This is a genomic window from Pseudomonas sp. CAU 1711, assembly GCF_039888625.1.
Classification (GTDB): Bacteria; Pseudomonadota; Gammaproteobacteria; order Pseudomonadales; family Pseudomonadaceae; genus Aquipseudomonas.
The window spans coordinates 103,054-122,064 of record NZ_JBDQQT010000014.1 but is presented as its reverse complement, the minus strand read 5'-3'; the positions used below and the strand labels follow the sequence as shown (position 1 = coordinate 122,064).

22 protein-coding genes are annotated in these 19,011 nt (G+C 69.3%); 12 read left to right on the top strand and 10 right to left on the bottom strand.

Features of this window, described 5'->3' with window-relative positions:
• Window positions 1–4: 4 nt before the first annotated feature.
• Complete coding sequence (locus tag AAFN46_RS16515) at window positions 5–682, top strand: hypothetical protein (RefSeq protein WP_347809788.1); 678 nt, start codon at window positions 5–7, stop codon at window positions 680–682.
• A 1-nt stretch (window position 683) separates the two neighbouring features.
• Here AAFN46_RS16515 and AAFN46_RS16510 read toward each other — a convergent pair whose 3' ends face one another.
• From AAFN46_RS16510 to AAFN46_RS16490, 5 genes are all read right to left on the bottom strand, one after another.
• On the bottom strand, window positions 684–1,484 hold the full coding sequence (locus AAFN46_RS16510; RefSeq protein ID WP_347809787.1) for a lipase family protein: 801 nt from the start codon (window positions 1,482–1,484) through the stop codon (window positions 684–686).
• Between the two features lie 72 nt (window positions 1,485–1,556).
• Entirely contained in the window at window positions 1,557–1,964 is a 408-nt protein-coding gene (rnk, locus tag AAFN46_RS16505; RefSeq protein WP_347809786.1) for a nucleoside diphosphate kinase regulator, read from the bottom strand.
• 120 nt (window positions 1,965–2,084) lie between these two features.
• Window positions 2,085–2,288, bottom strand: coding sequence for a DUF1289 domain-containing protein (locus tag AAFN46_RS16500; RefSeq protein WP_347809785.1), 204 nt, complete (start codon window positions 2,286–2,288; stop codon window positions 2,085–2,087).
• Window positions 2,260–2,592 carry an iron donor protein CyaY gene (gene cyaY / locus AAFN46_RS16495; RefSeq protein WP_347809784.1) on the bottom strand — a complete coding sequence of 111 codons (333 nt, stop codon included), beginning with the start codon at window positions 2,590–2,592 and terminating at the stop codon, window positions 2,260–2,262. The genes AAFN46_RS16500 and cyaY overlap by 29 nt, the downstream gene beginning before the upstream one ends.
• Window positions 2,593–2,657: 65 nt before the next feature.
• On the bottom strand, window positions 2,658–3,695 hold the full coding sequence (locus AAFN46_RS16490) for an AraC family transcriptional regulator (RefSeq protein WP_347809783.1): 1,038 nt from the start codon (window positions 3,693–3,695) through the stop codon (window positions 2,658–2,660).
• 162 nt (window positions 3,696–3,857) lie between these two features.
• Between AAFN46_RS16490 and AAFN46_RS16485 the strand changes: the two genes are divergently transcribed.
• The 6 genes from AAFN46_RS16485 (at window position 3,858) to AAFN46_RS16460 (ending at window position 8,480) form a co-directional block, all read left to right on the top strand.
• Window positions 3,858–3,995, top strand: a complete 138-nt coding sequence (locus AAFN46_RS16485) for a lipoprotein (RefSeq protein ID WP_347809782.1) — start codon at window positions 3,858–3,860, stop codon at window positions 3,993–3,995.
• Between the two features lie 9 nt (window positions 3,996–4,004).
• Window positions 4,005–5,264: a diaminopimelate decarboxylase gene (lysA, locus tag AAFN46_RS16480; RefSeq protein ID WP_347809781.1), complete on the top strand. Its 1,260-nt coding sequence runs from the start codon at window positions 4,005–4,007 to the stop codon at window positions 5,262–5,264.
• 2 nt (window positions 5,265–5,266) lie between these two features.
• Window positions 5,267–6,097 carry a diaminopimelate epimerase gene (gene dapF, locus AAFN46_RS16475; protein WP_347809780.1) on the top strand — a complete coding sequence of 277 codons (831 nt, stop codon included), beginning with the start codon at window positions 5,267–5,269 and terminating at the stop codon, window positions 6,095–6,097.
• Window positions 6,094–6,786 (top strand): DUF484 family protein, encoded by a 693-nt coding sequence (locus AAFN46_RS16470; protein WP_347809779.1) that lies wholly within the window; start codon window positions 6,094–6,096, stop codon window positions 6,784–6,786. Before dapF ends, AAFN46_RS16470 begins: the two co-directional genes overlap by 4 nt.
• Window positions 6,787–6,855: 69 nt before the next feature.
• Window positions 6,856–7,758: a tyrosine recombinase XerC gene (gene xerC / locus AAFN46_RS16465; protein ID WP_347809778.1), complete on the top strand. Its 903-nt coding sequence runs from the start codon at window positions 6,856–6,858 to the stop codon at window positions 7,756–7,758.
• On the top strand, window positions 7,755–8,480 hold the full coding sequence (locus tag AAFN46_RS16460) for an HAD family hydrolase (RefSeq protein WP_347809777.1): 726 nt from the start codon (window positions 7,755–7,757) through the stop codon (window positions 8,478–8,480). The genes xerC and AAFN46_RS16460 overlap by 4 nt, the downstream gene beginning before the upstream one ends.
• Before the next feature lie 88 nt (window positions 8,481–8,568).
• Here AAFN46_RS16460 and aguA read toward each other — a convergent pair whose 3' ends face one another.
• Both aguA and AAFN46_RS16450 read right to left on the bottom strand, forming a co-directional pair.
• The gene (aguA, locus tag AAFN46_RS16455) at window positions 8,569–9,675 is read right to left on the bottom strand and encodes an agmatine deiminase (protein WP_347809776.1); all 1,107 of its coding nucleotides are present in this window, start codon (window positions 9,673–9,675) and stop codon (window positions 8,569–8,571) included.
• A 287-nt stretch (window positions 9,676–9,962) separates the two neighbouring features.
• Window positions 9,963–10,604: a TetR/AcrR family transcriptional regulator gene (locus tag AAFN46_RS16450; RefSeq protein WP_347809775.1), complete on the bottom strand. Its 642-nt coding sequence runs from the start codon at window positions 10,602–10,604 to the stop codon at window positions 9,963–9,965.
• A gap of 139 nt (window positions 10,605–10,743) precedes the next feature.
• On the opposite strand from AAFN46_RS16450, the gene ilvA reads away from it, so the two are divergent.
• From ilvA to AAFN46_RS16435, 3 genes are read left to right on the top strand one after another with little or no spacing between them, the layout of a single operon-like run.
• Entirely contained in the window at window positions 10,744–12,258 is a 1,515-nt protein-coding gene (ilvA, locus tag AAFN46_RS16445) for a threonine ammonia-lyase, biosynthetic (RefSeq protein WP_347809774.1), read from the top strand.
• 12 nt (window positions 12,259–12,270) lie between these two features.
• Window positions 12,271–12,714: a DUF2269 family protein gene (locus tag AAFN46_RS16440; protein WP_347809773.1), complete on the top strand. Its 444-nt coding sequence runs from the start codon at window positions 12,271–12,273 to the stop codon at window positions 12,712–12,714.
• Between the two features lie 14 nt (window positions 12,715–12,728).
• The gene (locus AAFN46_RS16435) at window positions 12,729–13,196 is read left to right on the top strand and encodes a DUF2269 domain-containing protein (RefSeq protein WP_347809772.1); all 468 of its coding nucleotides are present in this window, start codon (window positions 12,729–12,731) and stop codon (window positions 13,194–13,196) included.
• Here AAFN46_RS16435 and AAFN46_RS16430 read toward each other — a convergent pair.
• From AAFN46_RS16430 to AAFN46_RS16420, 3 genes are read right to left on the bottom strand one after another with little or no spacing between them, the layout of a single operon-like run.
• Window positions 13,193–14,290: a DNA methyltransferase gene (locus tag AAFN46_RS16430; protein WP_347809771.1), complete on the bottom strand. Its 1,098-nt coding sequence runs from the start codon at window positions 14,288–14,290 to the stop codon at window positions 13,193–13,195. The genes AAFN46_RS16435 and AAFN46_RS16430 overlap by 4 nt on opposite strands.
• Window positions 14,283–15,395: a hypothetical protein gene (locus AAFN46_RS16425; protein WP_347809770.1), complete on the bottom strand. Its 1,113-nt coding sequence runs from the start codon at window positions 15,393–15,395 to the stop codon at window positions 14,283–14,285. Before AAFN46_RS16425 ends, AAFN46_RS16430 begins: the two co-directional genes overlap by 8 nt.
• A gap of 11 nt (window positions 15,396–15,406) precedes the next feature.
• A complete protein-coding gene (locus AAFN46_RS16420; RefSeq protein WP_347809769.1) occupies window positions 15,407–16,063 on the bottom strand; it encodes an HAD family hydrolase in 657 nt (218 codons plus the stop codon).
• Between the two features lie 143 nt (window positions 16,064–16,206).
• On the opposite strand from AAFN46_RS16420, the gene AAFN46_RS16415 reads away from it, so the two are divergent.
• Complete coding sequence (locus AAFN46_RS16415; RefSeq protein WP_347809768.1) at window positions 16,207–16,686, top strand: RNA pyrophosphohydrolase; 480 nt, start codon at window positions 16,207–16,209, stop codon at window positions 16,684–16,686.
• Between the two features lie 11 nt (window positions 16,687–16,697).
• The gene (gene ptsP, locus AAFN46_RS16410; RefSeq protein WP_347809767.1) at window positions 16,698–18,977 is read left to right on the top strand and encodes a phosphoenolpyruvate--protein phosphotransferase; all 2,280 of its coding nucleotides are present in this window, start codon (window positions 16,698–16,700) and stop codon (window positions 18,975–18,977) included.
• Window positions 18,978–19,011 lie beyond the last annotated feature (34 nt).

Below are 19,011 nucleotides of genomic sequence, written 5' to 3'. Positions count from 1 at the left end.
CCCCATGAGCATCACATCCAGCCTGCTGACCATCGCACTGCTGTGGTTCATCGTCTACTACTGGCGCGCCGGTCGGCAGCGTAGCCGCGAGCGCTTCATCGACGCCTACCGTTTTCCCGCGCGCCTGGAGAGCAAGCTGCTGGAACGCTACCCGCAACTGACCCCGCAACAGGCCAACGAGGTGCTGCACGGGCTGCGCGAGTACTTCCAGCTGTGCCGCCTGGCCGGGCGCAAGATGGTGGCCATGCCCTCGCAGGCGGTGGATGTGGTCTGGCACGAATTCATCCTGCATACCCGCCAGTACCGTAGCTTCTGCCGCCAGGGCCTGGGCAGCTTCCTCGATCACACGCCGAACGAGGCGATGCCCCGGCCGCAGGATTCCCGGGAGGCACTGCACCGCGCCTGGCAGCTGGCCTGCCGACGCCAGCACCTATCACCGCAACATACCCAGCAACTGCCCTGGCTGTTCGCCTTGGATGCGGAGCTGGGTATCGCCGACGGCTTCCGCTATAGCCGCGACTGCGGCGCGCGGCCCGGCACCATAGGGGCCGACGGCGGCTTCTGCGTCAGCCATTTCGGCTGTGGCTCGGGCGGTGGCTGCGGCGGCGACTCCGGGTCGTCCGGCGACGGCGCCGCCGATGGCGGCGGCTGTGGCGGCGGCTGCGGAGGCGGCGGCGACTGACTCAGCCGCGCATCGGTGCCTGTGGGTGCTGCAGCGCGTAGAGGTAGCAGTCGGCCATGCTGTGGTTGGCGGCCAGTCCGGCGTAGCTGGCGCTGAAGGTCAGCGCCAGGCCAACATGCTGGTAGAGCCACTCGCCGCTCACCACCGCCGGCACCTGGGGCACCAGATCGCTGTCGTTGACCAGGCGGAAGGTCGGCACGCCCAGCGCGTTGTAGTCGGTGGCGAAGTCCGGCGCGGCCAGACGCGGGCTGGCGAAGTTGTAGTGCTGCAGCGCCTGGTCCGGCCAGCGCTCGTGCAGGTCGAATACCGCCAGGCTGGACAGCGCGCTGCCCAGGCTGTGCCCGCAGACCCACAGCGGCCCCTGCGGCTGCAGGCCGTCGAGCGCCGCCAGGGCCAGGTCGCGCAGTGAGGCATAGAGCTTGAGGAAGCCGGCATGCACCTGCCCCCGGCCGTCGCTCCAGGGCCAGGGCTTCTGCGCCAGGTCGAGGTCGTCCAGCCAGTCCTGGGCCGACTCGGTGCCGCGCAGCACCAGGAAAGTCTCGCCCTGGTCGTTGGCGGCGGCGAAACCGAAGGGCTCGGACTCGTTGAGGAAACGCAGGTCGCTGAGGATGCTCCAGATCGGCGGAGAGAAGCGCCAGCCGGGCCTATCCGGCGGCGTCCAGACGAAGTCCTGCGGGCGTCGCGGGCGATCCTGGGCCTGCCACTGGCCGTACTGGGCGTAGGCCTGCTCGACCAGCTGGGCGCAGAGCCGCGCGCGCGCCAGGGAGAAGTGCTCGGGGAAGTACAGGGGCAGGCTGGACATTGTCGGCCTCCTTGCCGGTGGTGAGTTCAACAACTCTAGCCCAGCCGCGGCAAGGCGCGCGAGGCTCTGCCCTCAGCGCTGATAGGCGCCGGCCGCCTCGGGCTGGTATTCCACCGCCAGCAGGCTGAGCCTGAGCGACTTGCCGGCCGGGCCGGGCCAGTCGATCTGCTGGCCGACGGAGAGGCCGAGCAGCGCACTGCCGACCGGCGCCAGGATCGACACCCGCCCCTCGCCGCCGGCGTCCTCGGGGAACACCAGGGTTAGGTGCCAGTCCTTGCCGCTGCCCTCCTCGCGGCAGTGCACCCGTGAGTTCATGGTCACCACCCCGGCCGGCACCTCGTCGTGGCCCACCACCAGGGCGCGCGCCAGCTCCCGCTCCAGCGCCTCGGCGCCCGGGCCGAAGTCCTCCTGGGCGTCGAGCAGGCGCTCCAGGCGCTGCAGGTCGAGACGGGTGATGATGATCGGCGGGGTGCTGCTCATGGGTGGGGCGTCCTCCTCGGGCCAGATAAAGCAAAACCCCGCCCGAAGGCGGGGTTTTGATCGATGGGTCAGCTTCCGTCTGAAGCTACCACAAGCCCGGCAATAAGCAAGACCGCGCGGTCATCCGCCGAAGGGCGAAGGCCTCAGGCGCTGGCGGGCGGCCTGGCAGATCGCGCGGCGGCGCTCGTTGTCCGCGCTGCCCCATTCGAGGATTTCGGCCAGGCTGCGGCCGCAGCCCAGGCAGATGTCCCGCTCGTCCAGGCAGCACTGCCGCCGGCAGGGCGAGGCGACCGCCTCAGAGTTCGTCGAACTCGAGCTCTTCACCGGCCTGCTCGCGGGTCACCCGGGCCAGCAGCTCGCCCAGCGGTTCGTCGCTGGTATCGCAGATCCACAGGCCGCGCTCGTCGTTGTAGTCGAAGTGGAAGCCGCCGGAACGCGCCGCCACCCACAGCTGGCGCAGCGGTTCCTGGCGGCTGAGGATCACCTGGCTGCCGTTGTCGAAACGCACGGTCAGTACGCCGCCACTGTTCTCCAGGTCGAGATCCAGGTCGCTGTCGTCGTAGATGTCTTCCACGGCCTGCTGCACGGCATCGACCAGTTCGTGGAAAAGGGATTCGCTCAAACTCATTGCGGGGTCCTCTGGGGGCGCCGGACCGGCGCCGCGGGTGCGCAGTTTAGCCGCGCCCCGCGCGACTAGCTACGCAGGCCCTGGCGATAGGCGCCGGGACTCTGTCCGGTCCAGCGCCGGAAGGCCCGGGCCAGCGAGCCGGCCTCGCTGAAGCCGACCAGGAAGGCGATCTCCGCCAGCTCCAGGGCCGGGTCGCGCAGGTAGTGCAGCACCAGCTGCTGGCGGGTCTCGTCGAGCAGCTGGCTGAACGACAGGCCCGCCTCACGCAGGCGCCGCTGCAGGGTGCGCGGCGACAGCTGCAGGCTGTGCGCCAGCAGTTCCAGATCGGCGCCCTGTTCGGGCAACTGCCGGGCCAGTTCACGGCGCGCGCGGTCCAGCACATTATGGCCCTGGTTGAGCTGGCCAAGCAGGCGGTCGGCGTGGGCATCGAGCAACTGGCGCAGCTGGGCGTCGGCCTGGCCCAAAGGCGTGTTCAGCAGGCGCTTGGGAAACACCAGGGCGTTGTCGGCCTGGCCGAACAGCACCGGGCAGCCGAAGATGCGCCGGTGCTCCGAGGTGTCGGCCGGGGCCGGATGCTGGAAGCGCACTTCGGTGGGCGGAATCTGCAGGCCGGTGATCCAGTGGCCGAAAGTCAGCCAGCCGGCCAGGGTCTCCTCGCTGTGCTGGCGCTGCTGCTCGCGCACCAGCGGCTCCCAGCTGTGCGTCACCTGTGGCTCCAGGCCCGGGCGCGGCGGCTCCTCGTCCAGGTCGACGCGGCCCAGGTTGCCGACCAGCGCGGCGTAGCGCGCCTGGCGATGCAGGGCGTCGGCCAGGGTCGCGCAACTCATGATCAGGTAGCCGAGCACGCCGTAATAGCCGGGGCGCATGGCCTCGCCGAGGTGCAGGCCGAGGTTGTCGTCGCCGGTCAGGCGCACGCCCTCGCCGAGCAGTTGCAGGTAGGTGCTGATGGCGATGCGCTGATCGCGCTGGGCGAGGATGGCTGGGTTCAGCTGGACCTTGGCCAGCAGCTCGGCGGCGGAGAAGCCCTGGCGCTCCAGATAATCGAGCAGGCCCTGCAGATAGGCGACCGAGACCGAGCTGGCGATGGGGGCGGGAACGTCCATCGGGACTCCGTGTTTTTAGTCTCCATGCTAGCCGTAAAAGCACCGCCACGGACAAGCCGAACGCGCCAGCGCGAGGGACGCAGCCCCCGTCGGGCGCGCATAGGCAAGGGCACGGGGGGTGGGTATACTCCGGCCATTCACGATTTTGCAAAGGACTCCACCATGAAGCGCCTGCTGCTGCCCTTCATCGCCCTCGCCGTGCTCGCCGGCGCTCTCGCCGGTTGCGGCCAGAAAGGCCCGCTGTACTTGCCCGACGACGACAAGACCGTCAAAGAACGCGACAAAGACGTCTTCCTCTAAGGGGGTTCCATGCAAGCCTTTACCAACCGCGACGGGCAACTGTTCGCGGAGGGCGTGGCCCTGTCCGCCATCGCCGAGCGCTTCGGCACGCCCACCTACGTCTACTCCCGCGCCCACATCGAGGCGCAGTACCACGCCTACGCCGATGCCCTGGCCGGCATGCCGCATCTGGTCTGCTTCGCGGTCAAGGCCAACTCCAACCTGGGCGTGCTGAACGTGCTGGCGCGCCTCGGCGCCGGCTTCGACATCGTCTCGCGTGGCGAACTGGAGCGCGTCCTGGCCGCCGGCGGCGAGCCTGCCAAGATCGTCTTCTCCGGCGTCGGCAAGACCCGCGACGATATGCGCCGCGCCCTGGAAATCGGCGTGCACTGCTTCAACGTCGAGTCCACCGAGGAGCTGGAGCGCCTGCAGCAGGTCGCCGCCGAGCTGGGCAAGACCGCGGCCATCTCGCTGCGGGTCAACCCGGACGTGGACGCGGGCACCCACCCCTACATCTCCACCGGCCTCAAGGAAAACAAGTTCGGCATCGACATCGAGCAGGCGCCCGAGGTGTATGCCCGCGCCGCCGCGCTGCCGAACCTGGAGGTGGTCGGCGTCGACTGCCATATCGGCTCGCAGCTGACCAGCCTACCGCCCTTCCTCGACGCCCTGGAGCGCCTGCTGCTGCTGATCGACCAACTGGCCGAGCGCGGTATCCGCATCAAGCACCTGGACCTCGGCGGCGGCCTCGGCGTGCAGTATCGCGACGAGCAGCCGCCGCTGGCCGGCGACTACATCAAGGCGGTGCGCGAGCGCATTGCCGGCCGCGACCTGGCCCTGGTGTTCGAGCCGGGCCGCTCCATCGTGGCCAACGCCGGCGCACTGCTGACCCGCGTGGAGTACCTCAAGCACACCGCGCACAAGGACTTCGCCATCATCGACGCGGCGATGAACGACCTGATCCGCCCGGCGCTGTACCAGGCCTGGATGGACGTTACCGCGGTGCAGCCGCGCCAGGGCGAAGCCCGCAACTACGACCTGGTCGGACCGATCTGCGAGACCGGCGACTTCCTCGCCAAGAACCGCGAGCTGGTGCTGGCCGAAGGCGACCTGCTGGCCGTGCGCTCGGCCGGGGCCTATGGTTTCGTCATGAGCTCCAACTACAACACCCGCGGCCGCGCCGCCGAGGTGCTGGTGGACGGTGAACAGGCGCACCTGGTGCGCCGCCGCGAGAGCATCGAGGAACTCTACGCTGGCGAGAGCCTGCTGCCGCCCGACCGGGAGGCCTGAGCATGCTGCTGCGCTTCACCAAGATGCACGGCCTGGGTAACGACTTCATGGTCCTCGACCTGATCAGCCAGCACGCGCATATCCAGCCCAAGCACGCCAAGGCCTGGGGCAACCGCCACACCGGCATCGGCTTCGACCAGCTGCTGCTGGTCGAGGCACCGACCAACCCGGACGTGGACTTCCGCTACCGCATCTTCAACTCCGACGGCTCGGAAGTGGAGCAGTGCGGCAACGGCGCGCGCTGCTTCGCCCGCTTCGTGCAGGACAAGCGCCTGACCGCGAAGAAGCGCATCCGCGTGGAGACCAAGGGCGGCATCATCGAACTCAACCTGCGCCCGGACGGCCAGGTCACCGTCGACATGGGCGCGCCGCGCCTCGAGCCCAAGCTGATCCCGTTCCAGGCCGAGACCGAGGCGCTGAGCTACCAGGTCGAGGTGGACGGGCAGAGCCACGCGCTGGCCGCCGTGTCCATGGGCAACCCGCATGCCGTGCTGCGCGTCGACTGTGTCGACAGCGCACCGGTGCATGAGCTGGGCCCCAAGCTGGAACACCATCCGCGCTTCCCGCAGCGGGTCAATGTCGGCTTCCTGCAAATCCTCGACCGCCAGCAGGCGCGCCTGCGCGTGTGGGAGCGCGGCGCCGGCGAGACCCAGGCCTGCGGCACCGGCGCCTGCGCCGCCGCGGTGGCCGCCATCCGCCAGGGCTGGATGGACTCGCCGCTGCAGCTGGAGCTGCCGGGCGGCAAACTGTCCATCGAGTGGGCAGGCCCGGGCCAGCCGGTTATGATGACCGGACCCGCCGTTCGCGTGTACGAAGGACAGGTTCGTCTATGAGTGAACAGGATCAGACTCCGCTGAATGCCGAAGCCGTCGCCTCCTACCTGCGCCAGCACCCGGAATTCTTCGTCGACCACGAGGAGCTGATCCCCGAGCTGCGCATTCCGCACCAGCCCGGCACTGCGGTGTCGCTGGTCGAGCGCCAGGTACGCCTGCTGCGCGAACGCAACATCGAGATGCGCCACCGCCTGTCGCAGCTGATGGACGTGGCCCGCGACAACGACCGCCTGTTCGACAAGACCCGCCGCCTGGTCCTCGACCTGCTCGACGCCGGCAGCCTGGAAGAGGTGATCGGTGCGGTGGAGGACAGCCTGCGCCATGAGTTCCAGGTGCCCTTCGTCGGTCTGATCCTGTTCAGCGAGACGCCGCTGGGCGTCGGCCGCTCGGTCAGCTCGGCCGAGGCCCACCAGGCCATCGGCGGCCTGCTCGGCGCCGGCAAGACCACCTGCGGCGTGCTGCGCCCGCACGAGCTGGAATTCCTCTTCGGTGCGGCCGACGGCGCTCAGGTCGGCTCGGCCGCCGTGGTCAGCCTCAGCCACCAGGGCCTGCACGGCGTGCTGGCCATCGGCAGCCCGGACCCGCAACACTACAAGAGCAGCCTCGGCACCCTGTTCCTCGGCTACGTCGCCGAGGTGCTGGCGCGCGTCCTGCCCGGCTTCGCCGCGCCGCTGCGCTCGGTACGTTGAAAGCAGCGGCAAGCCTCGAGCTGCAAGCCGCAAGAGCAGCCACGCGCCGCTTCACTTGGAGCTTGAAGCTTGAAGCTTGCCGCTGATCTAGACGCCTACCTCGACCACCTGCGCAGCGAGCGCCAGGTGTCCGCGCACACCCTCGACGGCTACCGCCGCGACCTGCTCAAGGTGCTGGCCCTGTGCGAGAAGCACGCCATCGCCAGCTGGGCCGACCTCGACACCCGCAGCCTGCGCGGCTTCGTCGCCCGCCTGCACGCCCAGGGCCAGTCCAGCCGCTCGCTGGCGCGGCTGCTCTCGGCGCTGCGCGGCTTCTACCGCTACCTGGGTCGCGAAGGCCTGTGCCGCCACGACCCGGCCAGCGGCCTGTCCGCGCCCAAGGGCGAACGCCGGCTGCCGCGCGCGCTGGACGCCGACCGCACGGCGCAGCTGCTCGATGGCGGCGTGGAGGACGACTTCCTCGCCCGCCGCGACCAGGCCATGCTCGAGCTGTTCTACTCCTCCGGCCTGCGCCTGTCCGAGCTGGTCGGCCTGGACCTCGGCCAGCTGGACCTTTCCGCCGGTCTGGTGCGGGTGCTCGGCAAGGGCAACAAGGCCCGCGAGCTGCCGGTCGGGCGCAAGGCGCGCGAGGCCATCGAGGCCTGGCTGCCGCTGCGCGCGCTGAGCGCCCCGGCGGACGGCGCGCTGTTCGTCGGCCGCCAGGGTCGGCGCCTGACCCCGCGCGCGGTGCAGCTGCGGGTGCGCCAGGCCGGCGTGCGCGAACTGGGCCAGCACCTGCATCCGCATATGCTCAGGCACTCCTTCGCCAGCCATATGCTGGAGTCCTCGCAGGACCTGCGCGCCGTGCAGGAGCTGCTCGGCCACGCCGATATCGCCACCACCCAGGTCTATACCCACCTGGACTTCCAGCACCTGGCCAAGGTCTACGACGGCGCCCACCCAAGGGCCAAACGCAAGAGCGAATCCTCATGAGCATCCGCCTGGTCACCTTCGACCTCGACGACACCCTGTGGGATGTCACCCCGGTGATGCACGGCGCCGAGGCGGCGCTGCGCGACTGGCTGGCCAGCGCCGCGCCGCGCCTGGGACCGGTGCCGATCGAACACCTGTGGGCCATCCGCGCGCGCCTGCTGGGCGCCGAGCCGATGCTCAAGCATCGCCTCAGCGAGCTGCGCCGGCGCATCCTGCTGCATGCCCTGGAGGATGCCGGCTACCCGAACGCCGAAGCCCGGGAGCTGGCCGAGCAGGGCTTCCAGGTGTTCCTCGCCGCGCGCCACCGGGTCGAGTTCTTCCCCGATGTGCACCGCACCCTCGAACACCTGGCCGGGCGCTATATCCTCGGTGTGATCACCAACGGCAATGCCGAGGTCGCGCGCCTGGGCATCGCCGACTACTTCCGCTTCGCCGTCAGCGCCGAGGAACTGGGTATCGGCAAGCCCGACGCCCAACCCTTCCGCACCGCCCTGCGCCGCGCCGGGGTGGACGCCGCCGAGGCCGTGCATATCGGCGACCATCCCGGCGACGACATCGCCGGCGCCCGCGCCGCCGGCCTGCGCGCCATCTGGTTCAACCCGCAGGGCAAGGACTGGACCGGCGAGGCCGAGCCGAGCGCGCAGATCCGCCGCCTGACCGAGCTGCCGGGACTGCTGGCGAGCTGGGATGCGCGAGCCCCCCTCGAGGCCCCGCCCGGTTAACGCCTGCTGCCGTTTCGCCGCGCCAACCCCCAGCCCTCGTGCACGACGACGCCCGTATCGCTAGATACGGGCGCCGCCTTCGCAACCATCAGCCGCGCTGCGGCGCCGGCTGCTGCTGGGTGATGCAGTGGATATTGCCGCCGCCGAGCAGGATCTCGCGGCCCGGCACCATCACCACGCGGTGCTCGGGGAACACGCGCCTGAGGATGGCCTCGGCCTCGGCGTCCTTGGCATCGCCGAACCTGGGCGCGACGATGCCGCCGTTGACGATCAGGAAGTTGACGTAGGAGCCGGCCAGGCGGATCGACGGATCGCGCTCCTGGCTGCCATCGGCGGCGTCGACCCCGGCGCACTCCTCTTCGCTCGCGTGGATCGGCCCGGGAATCGGCATCTTGTGCACCACCAGCTGCCGGCCCTTGGCGTCGCGCGCCGCCTCCAGCACCTTCATCGCCGCCTGGCAGCGCGGATAGTTGGGGTCGCTGGCGTCGTCGGTCCAGGCCAGCAGCACTTCGCCCGGACGCACGTAGCAACAGAAGTTGTCGACATGGCCGTCGGTCTCGTCGTTGAACAGGCCGTCCGGCAGCCAGATCACGGTGTCGATGGCCAGATGCTCGCGCAGCAGCGCCTCGATCTCTTCGCGGCCCAGGTGCGGATTGCGGTTGCGGTTCAGCAGGCACTCCTCGGTGGTGATCAGGGTGCCCTCGCCGTCGACATGGATCGAGCCGCCCTCCAGCACGAAGCCTTCGGTGCGGTAACGGGCGCAGCGCTCGATCTCGAGAATCTTGCGCGCCACCTGGTCGTCGCGCTGCCAGGGCCAGTACAGGCCGCCGTCGAAGCCGCCCCAGGCGTTGAAGGTCCAGTCCACCCCGCGCACTTCGCCGGCGTTATTGGTGACGAAGGTCGGCCCGGTGTCGCGCACCCAGGCGTCGTCGGTGCTGATCTCGACCAGACGGATATTGTCCTCGCCGAGGCGCGCGCGGGCATTCTCGTACTGGCCGGCGCTGACGCAGACGGTCACCGGCTCGAACTGGGCGATGGCCCTGGCCACCGCGGCGAAGGCGGCCTGCGCCGGCTTGCCGCCGAGGCGCCAGTTGTCCGGGCGCTCGGGCCAGACCATCCAGGTCTGGCTGTGCGGTTCCCACTCGGCGGGCATGCGGAAACCGTCGGCGCGGGGGGTGCTGTTGAGTGTGGTCATAGCGATGGTCCGTGAGAAGAGCGCCGCCCCCTCGGGAGGCCCGGCAGCGGTGGAGGGTTCGAAGGCCAGCCGTTCTGGGACGCGCGGGGTCGGACAGACGACTAACGCCTGCTTTATATCCGATAAAAATCGATAATAAAAGAGCCAATACCCTACAGCGAGACGAATGAAATGCCTACTCACTGATAAATATCGACTCGCAGTCACTTGAGACGGGCTCTTCGTCCGCGCCAGCAACAGCATAGCCGCGGATAACACATCAGAAGCAGAAGGCCGACAGATATCGATCAGCCCAGGGGCCGCTCGCGTCTGGGCAGGGCCGGCGGCAGGTACAGGCCGAGATAGGCGTCGAACACCCGCATGCCTTCCTCGGCCAGGCGCGGGGTGATCTCGCCGTGCAGCTGCACGGAGCGGGCGTAGACCCGGTCGCCCAGCTCCATGGCCAGGGCGAACACGTCGACGTCGGCCGGCAGCTGCGGCAGCGGGAAGTGGCGGTCGAACAACTGCTGCATCAGGCGCCCCAGCTCCAGGTCGTGCTGGCGGTCGGCCTGGGTCACCTCGGACAGGCCGTGCTGGGCCAGGATCAGCTGGCGTGCGGCGCTGTCACCGGCATAGATGCTCAGCATGCGCTGTTCGACGATGCGCGACAGATCGCGCCAGTCGCGCAGCGCGGCGTGCTCCACCGGCTGCAGCAGGCAGTCGCGAAAGGCGGCATGCACGTCGGCGGTCAGTGCCTCGAGCAGGGCCGGCACGCTGGCGAAAAAGTGGTACACCGAAGACGGCGGAATGTCCGCGCGCTCGGCCACCGCATAGATGGTCAGGCCGGAGAAGCCCTGGCTGCCGAGCAGTTCACGGGCGGCCGCGAGAATCTGGTCGATACGCGCCTGGCTGCTGGCGCGGGGCTTGCGCGGGCTGGCGGGACGGGGCATGCGGTTCTCCTGTCCGAGGAAGGCGCTATTGGACGCCAGCCGGCCCGCGTAGGCAAGCCGCCATTGCACGGGCTCCCGCAGGCGCGTCGCGCTGGGGTAGACTGGCTCGCCCCGCCACCCTTGCATAAGAACGCCCGCAATGCTCGAACAGTACGTGAAGATGATGCTCACCTCGCGCGTCTATGACGTCGCGGTGGAAACCCCGCTGCAATCCGCCCGCCAGCTCACCGAGCGGCTGGGCAACCAGATTCTGCTCAAGCGCGAGGATCTGCAGCCGGTGTACTCGTTCAAGATTCGCGGCGCCTACAACAAGCTGGCCCAGCTCAGCGCCGAGGAACTGGAGCGCGGCGTGGTCACCGCTTCGGCCGGCAACCATGCCCAGGGCCTGGCCCTGGCGGCCAAGCATCTGGGCGTGAAGGCGACCATCGTCATGCCGCGCACCACCCCGGAACTGAAAGTCCAGGGCGTGCGCTCGCGCGGCGGCAAGGTGGTGCTGCACGGCGACGCCTTCCCCGAGGCGCTGGCGCATTCGCTGAAGCTGGTGGAGGAGAAGGGCTACACCTACATCCACCCCTACGACGACCCGCTGGTGATCGCCGGGCAGGGCACGGTGGCCATGGAGATCCTGCGCCAGCAGCCGGGCCAGCTGGATGCCATCTTCGTTCCGGTCGGCGGCGGCGGCCTGATCGCCGGCATCGCCGCCTACGTCAAATACCTGCGCCCGGACATCAAGGTCCTAGGCGTCGAGCCGGACGACTCCAACTGCCTGCAGGCGGCCATGGCCGCCGGCACCCGCGTAGTGCTGCCGCAGGTCGGGCTGTTCGCCGACGGCGTGGCGGTGGCGCAGATCGGCGCGCACTGCTTCGACGTCTGCCGCCAGCATGTGGACGAGGTGATCACCGTCAGCACCGACGAGATCTGCGCGGCGATCAAGGACATCTACGACGACACCCGCTCGATCACCGAGCCGGCCGGCGCCCTGGCCGTGGCCGGAATCAAGAAGTACGTGGAGCGCGAGGGCGTGCAGGGCCAGGTGCTGGTCGGTATCGACTCCGGCGCCAACATCAACTTCGACCGCCTGCGCCATGTGGCCGAGCGCGCCGAACTGGGCGAGAAGCGCGAGGCGATCATCGCCGTGACCATCCCCGAGCGCCCGGGCAGCTTCAAGGCCTTCTGCGAGGCGATCGGCAAACGCCAGATCACCGAGTTCAACTACCGCTACCACAACGACCGCGAGGCGCACATCTTCGTCGGCGTGCAGACCCACCCGGAGAACGACCCGCGCGAGGCGCTGGTGGCGAGCCTGCGCGAGCAGGGCTTCCCGGTACTGGACCTGACCGACAACGAACTGGCCAAGCTGCATATCCGCCACACCGTGGGCGGCCACGCGGCGGCGGTGTCGGACGAGGTGGTGTTCCGCTTCGAGTTCCCCGAGCGCCCGGGCGCGCTGTTCAACTTCCTCAACCGCCTGGGCGGACGCTGGAACATCAGCATGTTCCACTATCGCAACCACGGCGCCGCCGACGGCCGCGTGCTGGCCGCCCTGCAGGTGCCGGCGGAGGAGCGCGAGCAGATTCCGGCAGCCTTCGACGCGATCGGCTACCCCTACTGGAACGAGACCGACAACCCGGCCTACAAGCTGTTCCTCGGCTGACGGAGCACGGTGATGGAACACTATCAGTTGCTGAAGTACGCCCACCTGATCCCCGCCGTGCTGCTGTTGGCCGGCGTCGTCGCCCACTGCTTCATGCTGTGGAAGGCGCATCGCGCGGGCGACGTCGCCGTGCTCAGCCGCAAGCTGCGCGTCACCCGCCACTACAGCCTGCCGGCCCTGGGCCTGGTGGCGCTGAGCCTGCCGGTCAGCGGCTGGTGGCTGGTGCACCTAGTCGGCCTGTCGCTGGGCGCCAGCTGGCTGCTGTATAGCGCCAAGCTGTTCGGCCTGCTGATGCTGTTTGGCCTGCTGCTGCACGATCGCCTGGGCGCCTGGCAGAAAGCGGTCGCCGCGGGTGACGTGCCGCAGCGCCTGCTGCGCTTCGTGGTCGCCTATGCCGCGCTACTGCTGGTCCTGCTGCTGGCGATCTTCGCCCTGATGGGGGCCAAGCCGGCCTGACACCGGCCCACGCGATGACCCTGTACCTGCTGCTCAAGACCCTGCATATCCTCTCCGCCACCCTGCTGTTCGGCACCGGGCTGGGCTCGGCCTATTACGCGCTGCGCGCCTGGCGCAGCGGGCGGGTCGAGGTGATAGCGGTGACCTTCCGCCACCTGGTCACCGCCGACTGGCTGTTTATCGCCACCAGCGCGGTGTTTCAGCCGCTCTCCGGCCTGGCCCTGACCAGGGTCGCCGGCTGGCCGCTAAGCCAGAACTGGCTGCTATGGAGCCTGGGCCTGTTCGTGCTGGCCGGGCTGTGCTGGCTGCCGGTGCTGTGGCTGCAGATGCGGGTACGCGATATGGCCAGCGCAGCCCTGCAGGGCGACGGCGAGCTGCCGGAACGGGCGCAGCGCTATATGCGCATCTGGTTCGTATTGGGCTGGCCGGCCTTTATCGCCTTTATCGCGATCTTCTGGCTGATGGTGGCCAAACCGCTCTAGCCGGCCAGCGGTAGTCCCTGGCAGAAACGCAGACCACCCAGGCGCTCGGCCACATCGGCGCCGTCCAGCTCGAAACACAGATCCAGGCGCAGCCGTTCTCCGCCACGCTGCAGCCGTTCGGCGCGGAAGTAGTAGCGGCCGCGATACTCGGCCAGGCGCACCGGCAACTCCAGCGGTTGCTGCCAGCAGCTCAGGGCGAAACCCTGCCCCTGCAGCCAGGCCAGCAGGGCATTGACCGCTGCGTCCTCGGCCGGCAGCAACAGGTCGATATCCGCGGGCCAGGGCCGCGCCGCATCTTCCAGCCAGGCGGCGAAGCTGCCGAACAGGGCGAAGCGCAGGCCGGCCGCCTGCATGGCCCGCAGTAGCGCCAGCCCGGCTTCCGGGGCCGGCGCCTCGGCCTGCTTGCGCAGGATCAGGGCGTACTCGTGACTGCGATCGCTGTGGCAACTCATCGGCGCCAGCGCCTCGACCGGCTTGGGATAGAGCAGGACGCGCTCCTCGCACAGCTGCAACTGCCCGGCCAGCAGCCTGGCCACGTCCCAGGCCAGGGGCAGCATCTGCCCGCCCAGCTGCGGGTTCTCGGCCATGACGATGCAGTAGCGCCCCGGCGCCAGCAGCTGGCGGATCAGGCGCAAGCGCTCGCCGAGACGCTGCAGATAACCGGCGTAGTCGGCACTGGCATACAGCTGGTCGGGGTCGCCCGAGGCCCAGCCGCAACCGAAGTAGGGGATGTTGGTCAGGCACAGATCGATGCCGCCCTGCGGCGGCTCGCGCAGGATGTCGGCGGCAACCACCCGCTGCGCCATGGCGCCATGCCGGGCCAGGCGCTCGCGGGCCAGCTCGGCGCGCGCCGGGTCGATCTCGTAGCCCAACCCGGCGCGTTCCTCAAGGTGGGCGGCCAGCAATGTGCTGGCGAAGCCGCAGAAAGGATCCAGCACCCGCTCGCCGGGCCGCGAGAACTGGCGGATAAACGGGCGCATCTGCTCCACCCAGCCGCAGTCACGGGCGGCGAAGGGGTCGCGCCGGCGCAGGTCGTCGGGCAGCCGCCAGCGCGGGTCCTCCTGCTCCAGCAGCATCCAGCTACGGCTATCCATGCCCCGTCTCCAGCAGGACATCCCGGCCCGGCTGCCAGCCGGCGCAGAGCTGGCCGTTGGCGAAGTACACCAGCTTGTAGACCCGGTCCTCGGCGTGCCGCCGGTGCATGACGCGATAGTCCGAGCACTCGAAGACCACCTGCAGGCCGCTGCGATGGCGCAAGCGCAGGTTCCAGAAGTAGTAGCCGTCGGTCAGCGCCTGCGGCGCCAGGCCCAGCTCGCGGTCATCCAGGCAGGCCTGCAGCAGCGGCTCCAGGCTCACCCGCCGCTCCTCCACATAGCGCGCCGTGGCATTGGCCCGGTAGCCCTGGTCCAGGCGCGACAGCTCGCGGAAGATGACGCCGCAGACGCCGAGCCGCGCCGCCCAGTCCAGATAACGGGCCACGCCCTGCGGGGAGTCGATGCCGCCGCGTTGCAGCAGACACACCAGCTGCACCGGGAAACGCCCGGCGACATCGCGCAGCAGGGCGTGAAAGCCCTCGCCGCCGGCCACCGCCAGCCCCGGACGAAAGCGCATGATGCGCTGGTTGGCTTCGGCCTCGTGATGGTGGCGCGACAGCTCCAGCCAGGACAGGCCGAAACGCTCCAGCGCCGTCAGCAGCTGCGCGCCGCGCGCGGCCGCCAGACCGGCGCCGTTGGAGTAGAGCACGCGCTGCTCGACGTCCGGCAGGTCGGCCGGATCGCTCAGGCACGCCAGCAGCTGCAGCAGCCAGTCGGCATCGTCGCTGGCCTCCAGGCCGGACAGCGAATAGGAACGGGGCAGCCCCCGCAGTTCGCCGAGCGCCTGGCGCAGACCGGCGAAATAGCGGGCATCCGGGCGCAACAGCGCCGGCGTGGGCGCGCCATCGAGCCGGCGCAGGTTTTCCGAGCAGAAATGGCAACGCGCCGAGCAGGGCGCGCTGGCCGCGTAGGGCGTGAGCGTCAGCGGCTGGGCAAACAGATGTTCACGCCCGGCGAGGCGATGCCGGCGCCAGCGCCGGGCGTCCTCGCCGGGCGCCCGGCGGATCAGCGCCAGACCGTCGGCCAGCAGCCGCCTGGCCAGCGCCGAACCGAGCATGGCCGACGCCACATCGCTGGCGATCAGTGAAGCGGGGCTGACATCCATGTCGGCAGGGCTCAGTCGCGCAGGCTGAGCACCGGCCAGCCGCGCGCCACGGCGATGGCGCGCAGGCTGTCGTCGGGGTCGACCGCCACCGGCTGGCTCACCGCCTCGAGCAGCGGCAGGTCGTTGCGCGAGTCGCTGTAGAAGCAGGCGCCGTCCAGGCTGTGACCGGTCTCGGCCAGCCATTGGTTCAGACGCACCACCTTGCCCTGCTGATAGCAGGGCACGCCCTCCACCTGGCCGGTGTAGCGTCCATCGCGCATGCCGCACTCGGTGGCGATCAGGGTATCCACGCCCAGGCGCGCGGCGATGGGCGCGGTGACGAAGCGATTGGTGGCGGTGATGATCACCAGCTTGTCGCCGGCCTCGCGGTGCTGGCGCAGCAGCGCCTCGCCCTTGGCCAGGATCAGCGGCTCGATCACCTCGGCCATGAACTCGGCCTGCCAGCGCGCCAGCTCGGCGGCCTCGGTGCGCGCCAGCACGGCCTGGGTGAAGCTCTGGTAGGCCACCACATCGAGCCGGCCGGCGCAGTAGTCGGCGTAGAAGGCATCGTTGCGCGCGCGGTACTCGGCGGCATCGACCCGCCCGCTCTCGCAGAGGAATTCGCCCCAGCTGTGGTCGCTGTCGCCGGCGAGCAGGGTGTTGTCGAGGTCGAAGAGGGCTAGGCGCACGGGAATACCTGAATCGATACGGCCAAAAGGGCCGCCAGAATAGCCGTTTTCGTCCCCCCTGCCCACGGCAGAGAGCCCGCGTTTGCTGCGCCCGCGGCCTTTGTGGAACAATGCCGAAACTTGCGTTTTCGAGGTGCTGTGTCGTGATCGATTCCGATGGTTTTCGCCCCAATGTCGGCATCATCCTGACCAATGATGTCGGCCAAGTGCTGTGGGCCCGGCGCATCAACCAGGATGCCTGGCAATTTCCCCAGGGCGGCATCAACCCCAACGAGTCGGCCGAGCAGGCGCTGTACCGCGAGTTGCACGAGGAAGTCGGCCTGGAGCAGCGGGATGTGAAGATTCTCGCCTGCACCCGTGGCTGGTTGCGTTATCGTCTGCCGCAGCGCCTGGTGCGCACCCACAGCCAGCCGCTGTGCATCGGGCAGAAACAGAAGTGGTTCCTGCTCAAGCTGGTCGGCGACGAGAACCGGGTGCGCATGGACCTGACCGGCAAGCCGGAGTTCGACGGCTGGCGCTGGGTCAGCTACTGGTACCCGCTGAACCAGGTGGTGACGTTCAAGCGCGAGGTCTACCGCCGCGCCCTCAAGGAATTAGCCCCGCGCCTGCCGGTGCGCGACTGACGGAAGCCCGCATGCTCAATATCCTGCGCAAGATCGTCCAGGAAGTTAACGCCGCCAAGGATCTCCGGGCGGCGCTGACGATCATCGTGCAGCGGGTCAAGGAGGCCATGGGCAGCCACGTCTGCTCGGTCTACCTGCTCGACCCGGAGAGCAACCGCTTCGTCCTGATGGCCACCGACGGCCTCAACAAGCGCTCCATCGGCAAGGTCAGCATGGCGCCCAACGAGGGCCTGGTCGGCCTGGTCGGCACCCGCGAGGAGCCGCTCAATCTCGAGCACGCCTCCGAGCACCCGCGCTATCTGTACTTCCCCGAGACCGGCGAGGAACGCTACGCCTCCTTCCTCGGCGCGCCGATCATCCACCACCGCCGGGTGATGGGCGTGCTGGTGGTGCAGCAGCGCGACCGCCGCCAGTTCGACGAGGGCGAGGAAGCCTTCCTGGTCACCATGAGCGCGCAGCTCGCCGGGGTGATCGCCCACGCCGAGGCCACCGGCTCGATCCGCGGCCTGGGCAAGCTCGGCAAGGGCATCCAGGAGACCCGCTTCGTCGGCGTGCCCGGCGCCCCCGGCGCGGCCGTGGGCAGCGCCGTGGTGGTACTGCCGCCGGCCGACCTGGACGTGGTGCCGGACAAGAGCATCGACGACATCGAGGCCGAGCTGGCGCTGTTCGGCAAGGCCCTGGACTGGGTACGCGAGGACATGCAGGAGCTGTCCGAGAAGCTCGCCAGCCAGCTGCGCAAGGAGGAGCTGGCGCTGTTCGACGTGTACCTGATGATGCTCGACGACAACGCCCTCGGCAACGAGGTGCGCAAGGTCATCGAGACCGGCCAGTGGGCCCAGGGCGCGCTGCGCCAGGTGGTCAACGAGCACGTCTCGCGCTTCGAGCTGATGGACGACGCCTACCTGCGCGAGCGCGCCGCCGACGTGCGCGACCTCGGTCGCCGCCTGCTCGCCTACCTGCAGGAGGAGCGCAAGCAGACCCTGGTCTACCCGGACAACAGCATTCTGGTCAGCGAGGAACTGTCGCCGGCCATGCTCGGCCTGGTGCCGGAGGGCAAGCTGGTCGGCCTGGTCTCGGTGACAGGCTCGGGCAACTCGCACGTGGCCATCCTCGCCCGCGCCATGGGCATCCCCACGGTGATGGGCGCGGTCGACCTGCCCTACTCCAAGGTCGACGGCATCGAGATGATAGTCGACGGCTACCACGGCGAGGTCTTCACCAACCCCAGCGAGAGCCTGCGCAAGCAGTACGCCGAGGTGGTCGAGGAGGAGCGCCAGCTGGCCCAGGGCCTCGACGCGCTGCGCGAGTTGCCCTGCGAGACCCTCGATGGCCAGCGCCTGCCGCTGTGGGTCAACACCGGCCTGCTGGCAGACGTCAAGCGCGCCCAGGAGCGCGGCGCCGAGGGCGTCGGCCTGTACCGCACGGAAGTGCCGTTCATGAACGGCGAGCGCTTCCCCAGCGAGAAGGAGCAGCTGGCCACCTACCGCGAGCAGCTGCAGGCCTTCCATCCGCTGCCGGTGACCATGCGCACCCTCGACATCGGCGGCGACAAGGCACTGTCCTACTTCCCGATCAAGGAAGAGAACCCCTTCCTCGGCTGGCGCGGCATCCGCGTCACCCTCGACCACCCGGAGATCTTCCTGGTCCAGGTGCGCGCCATGCTCAAGGCCAGCGAGGGTCTGAACAACCTGCGCATCCTGCTGCCGATGATCTCCGGCCTGCAGGAACTGGAAGAGTCCCTGCACCTGATCCACCGCGCCTGGGGCGAGGTGCGCGACGAGGGCGTGGATATCCCCATGCCACCGGTGGGGGTGATGATCGAGATTCCCGCCGCCGTCTACCAGGTCCGCGAGATGGCACGCCAGGTCGACTTCCTCTCGGTCGGCTCCAACGACCTGACCCAGTACCTGCTGGCGGTGGACCGCAACAACCCGCGCGTGGCCGACCTCTACGACTTCCTCCACCCGGCGGTGCTGGGCGCGCTGCGCCTGGTGGTCGACGGTGCGCATGCCGAAGGCAAGCCGGTAAGCATCTGCGGCGAGATGGCCGGCGACCCGGCCTGCGCCGTGCTGCTGCTGGCCATGGGCTTCGACAGCCTGTCGATGAACGCCACCAACCTGCCCAAGGTCAAGTGGCTGCTGCGCCAGATCAGCTCGAACAAGGCCCGCGAGCTGCTCGAACAGCTGATGCGCATCGACAACCCGCAGGTGATCCACAGCTCGCTGCACCTGGCCCTGCGCAACCTCGGCCTGGGCCGGGTGATCAATCCGGCGGCGACCATCCAGAGCTGAGCCCGAACCCAGAAATGAAAAAACCCGCCGATTG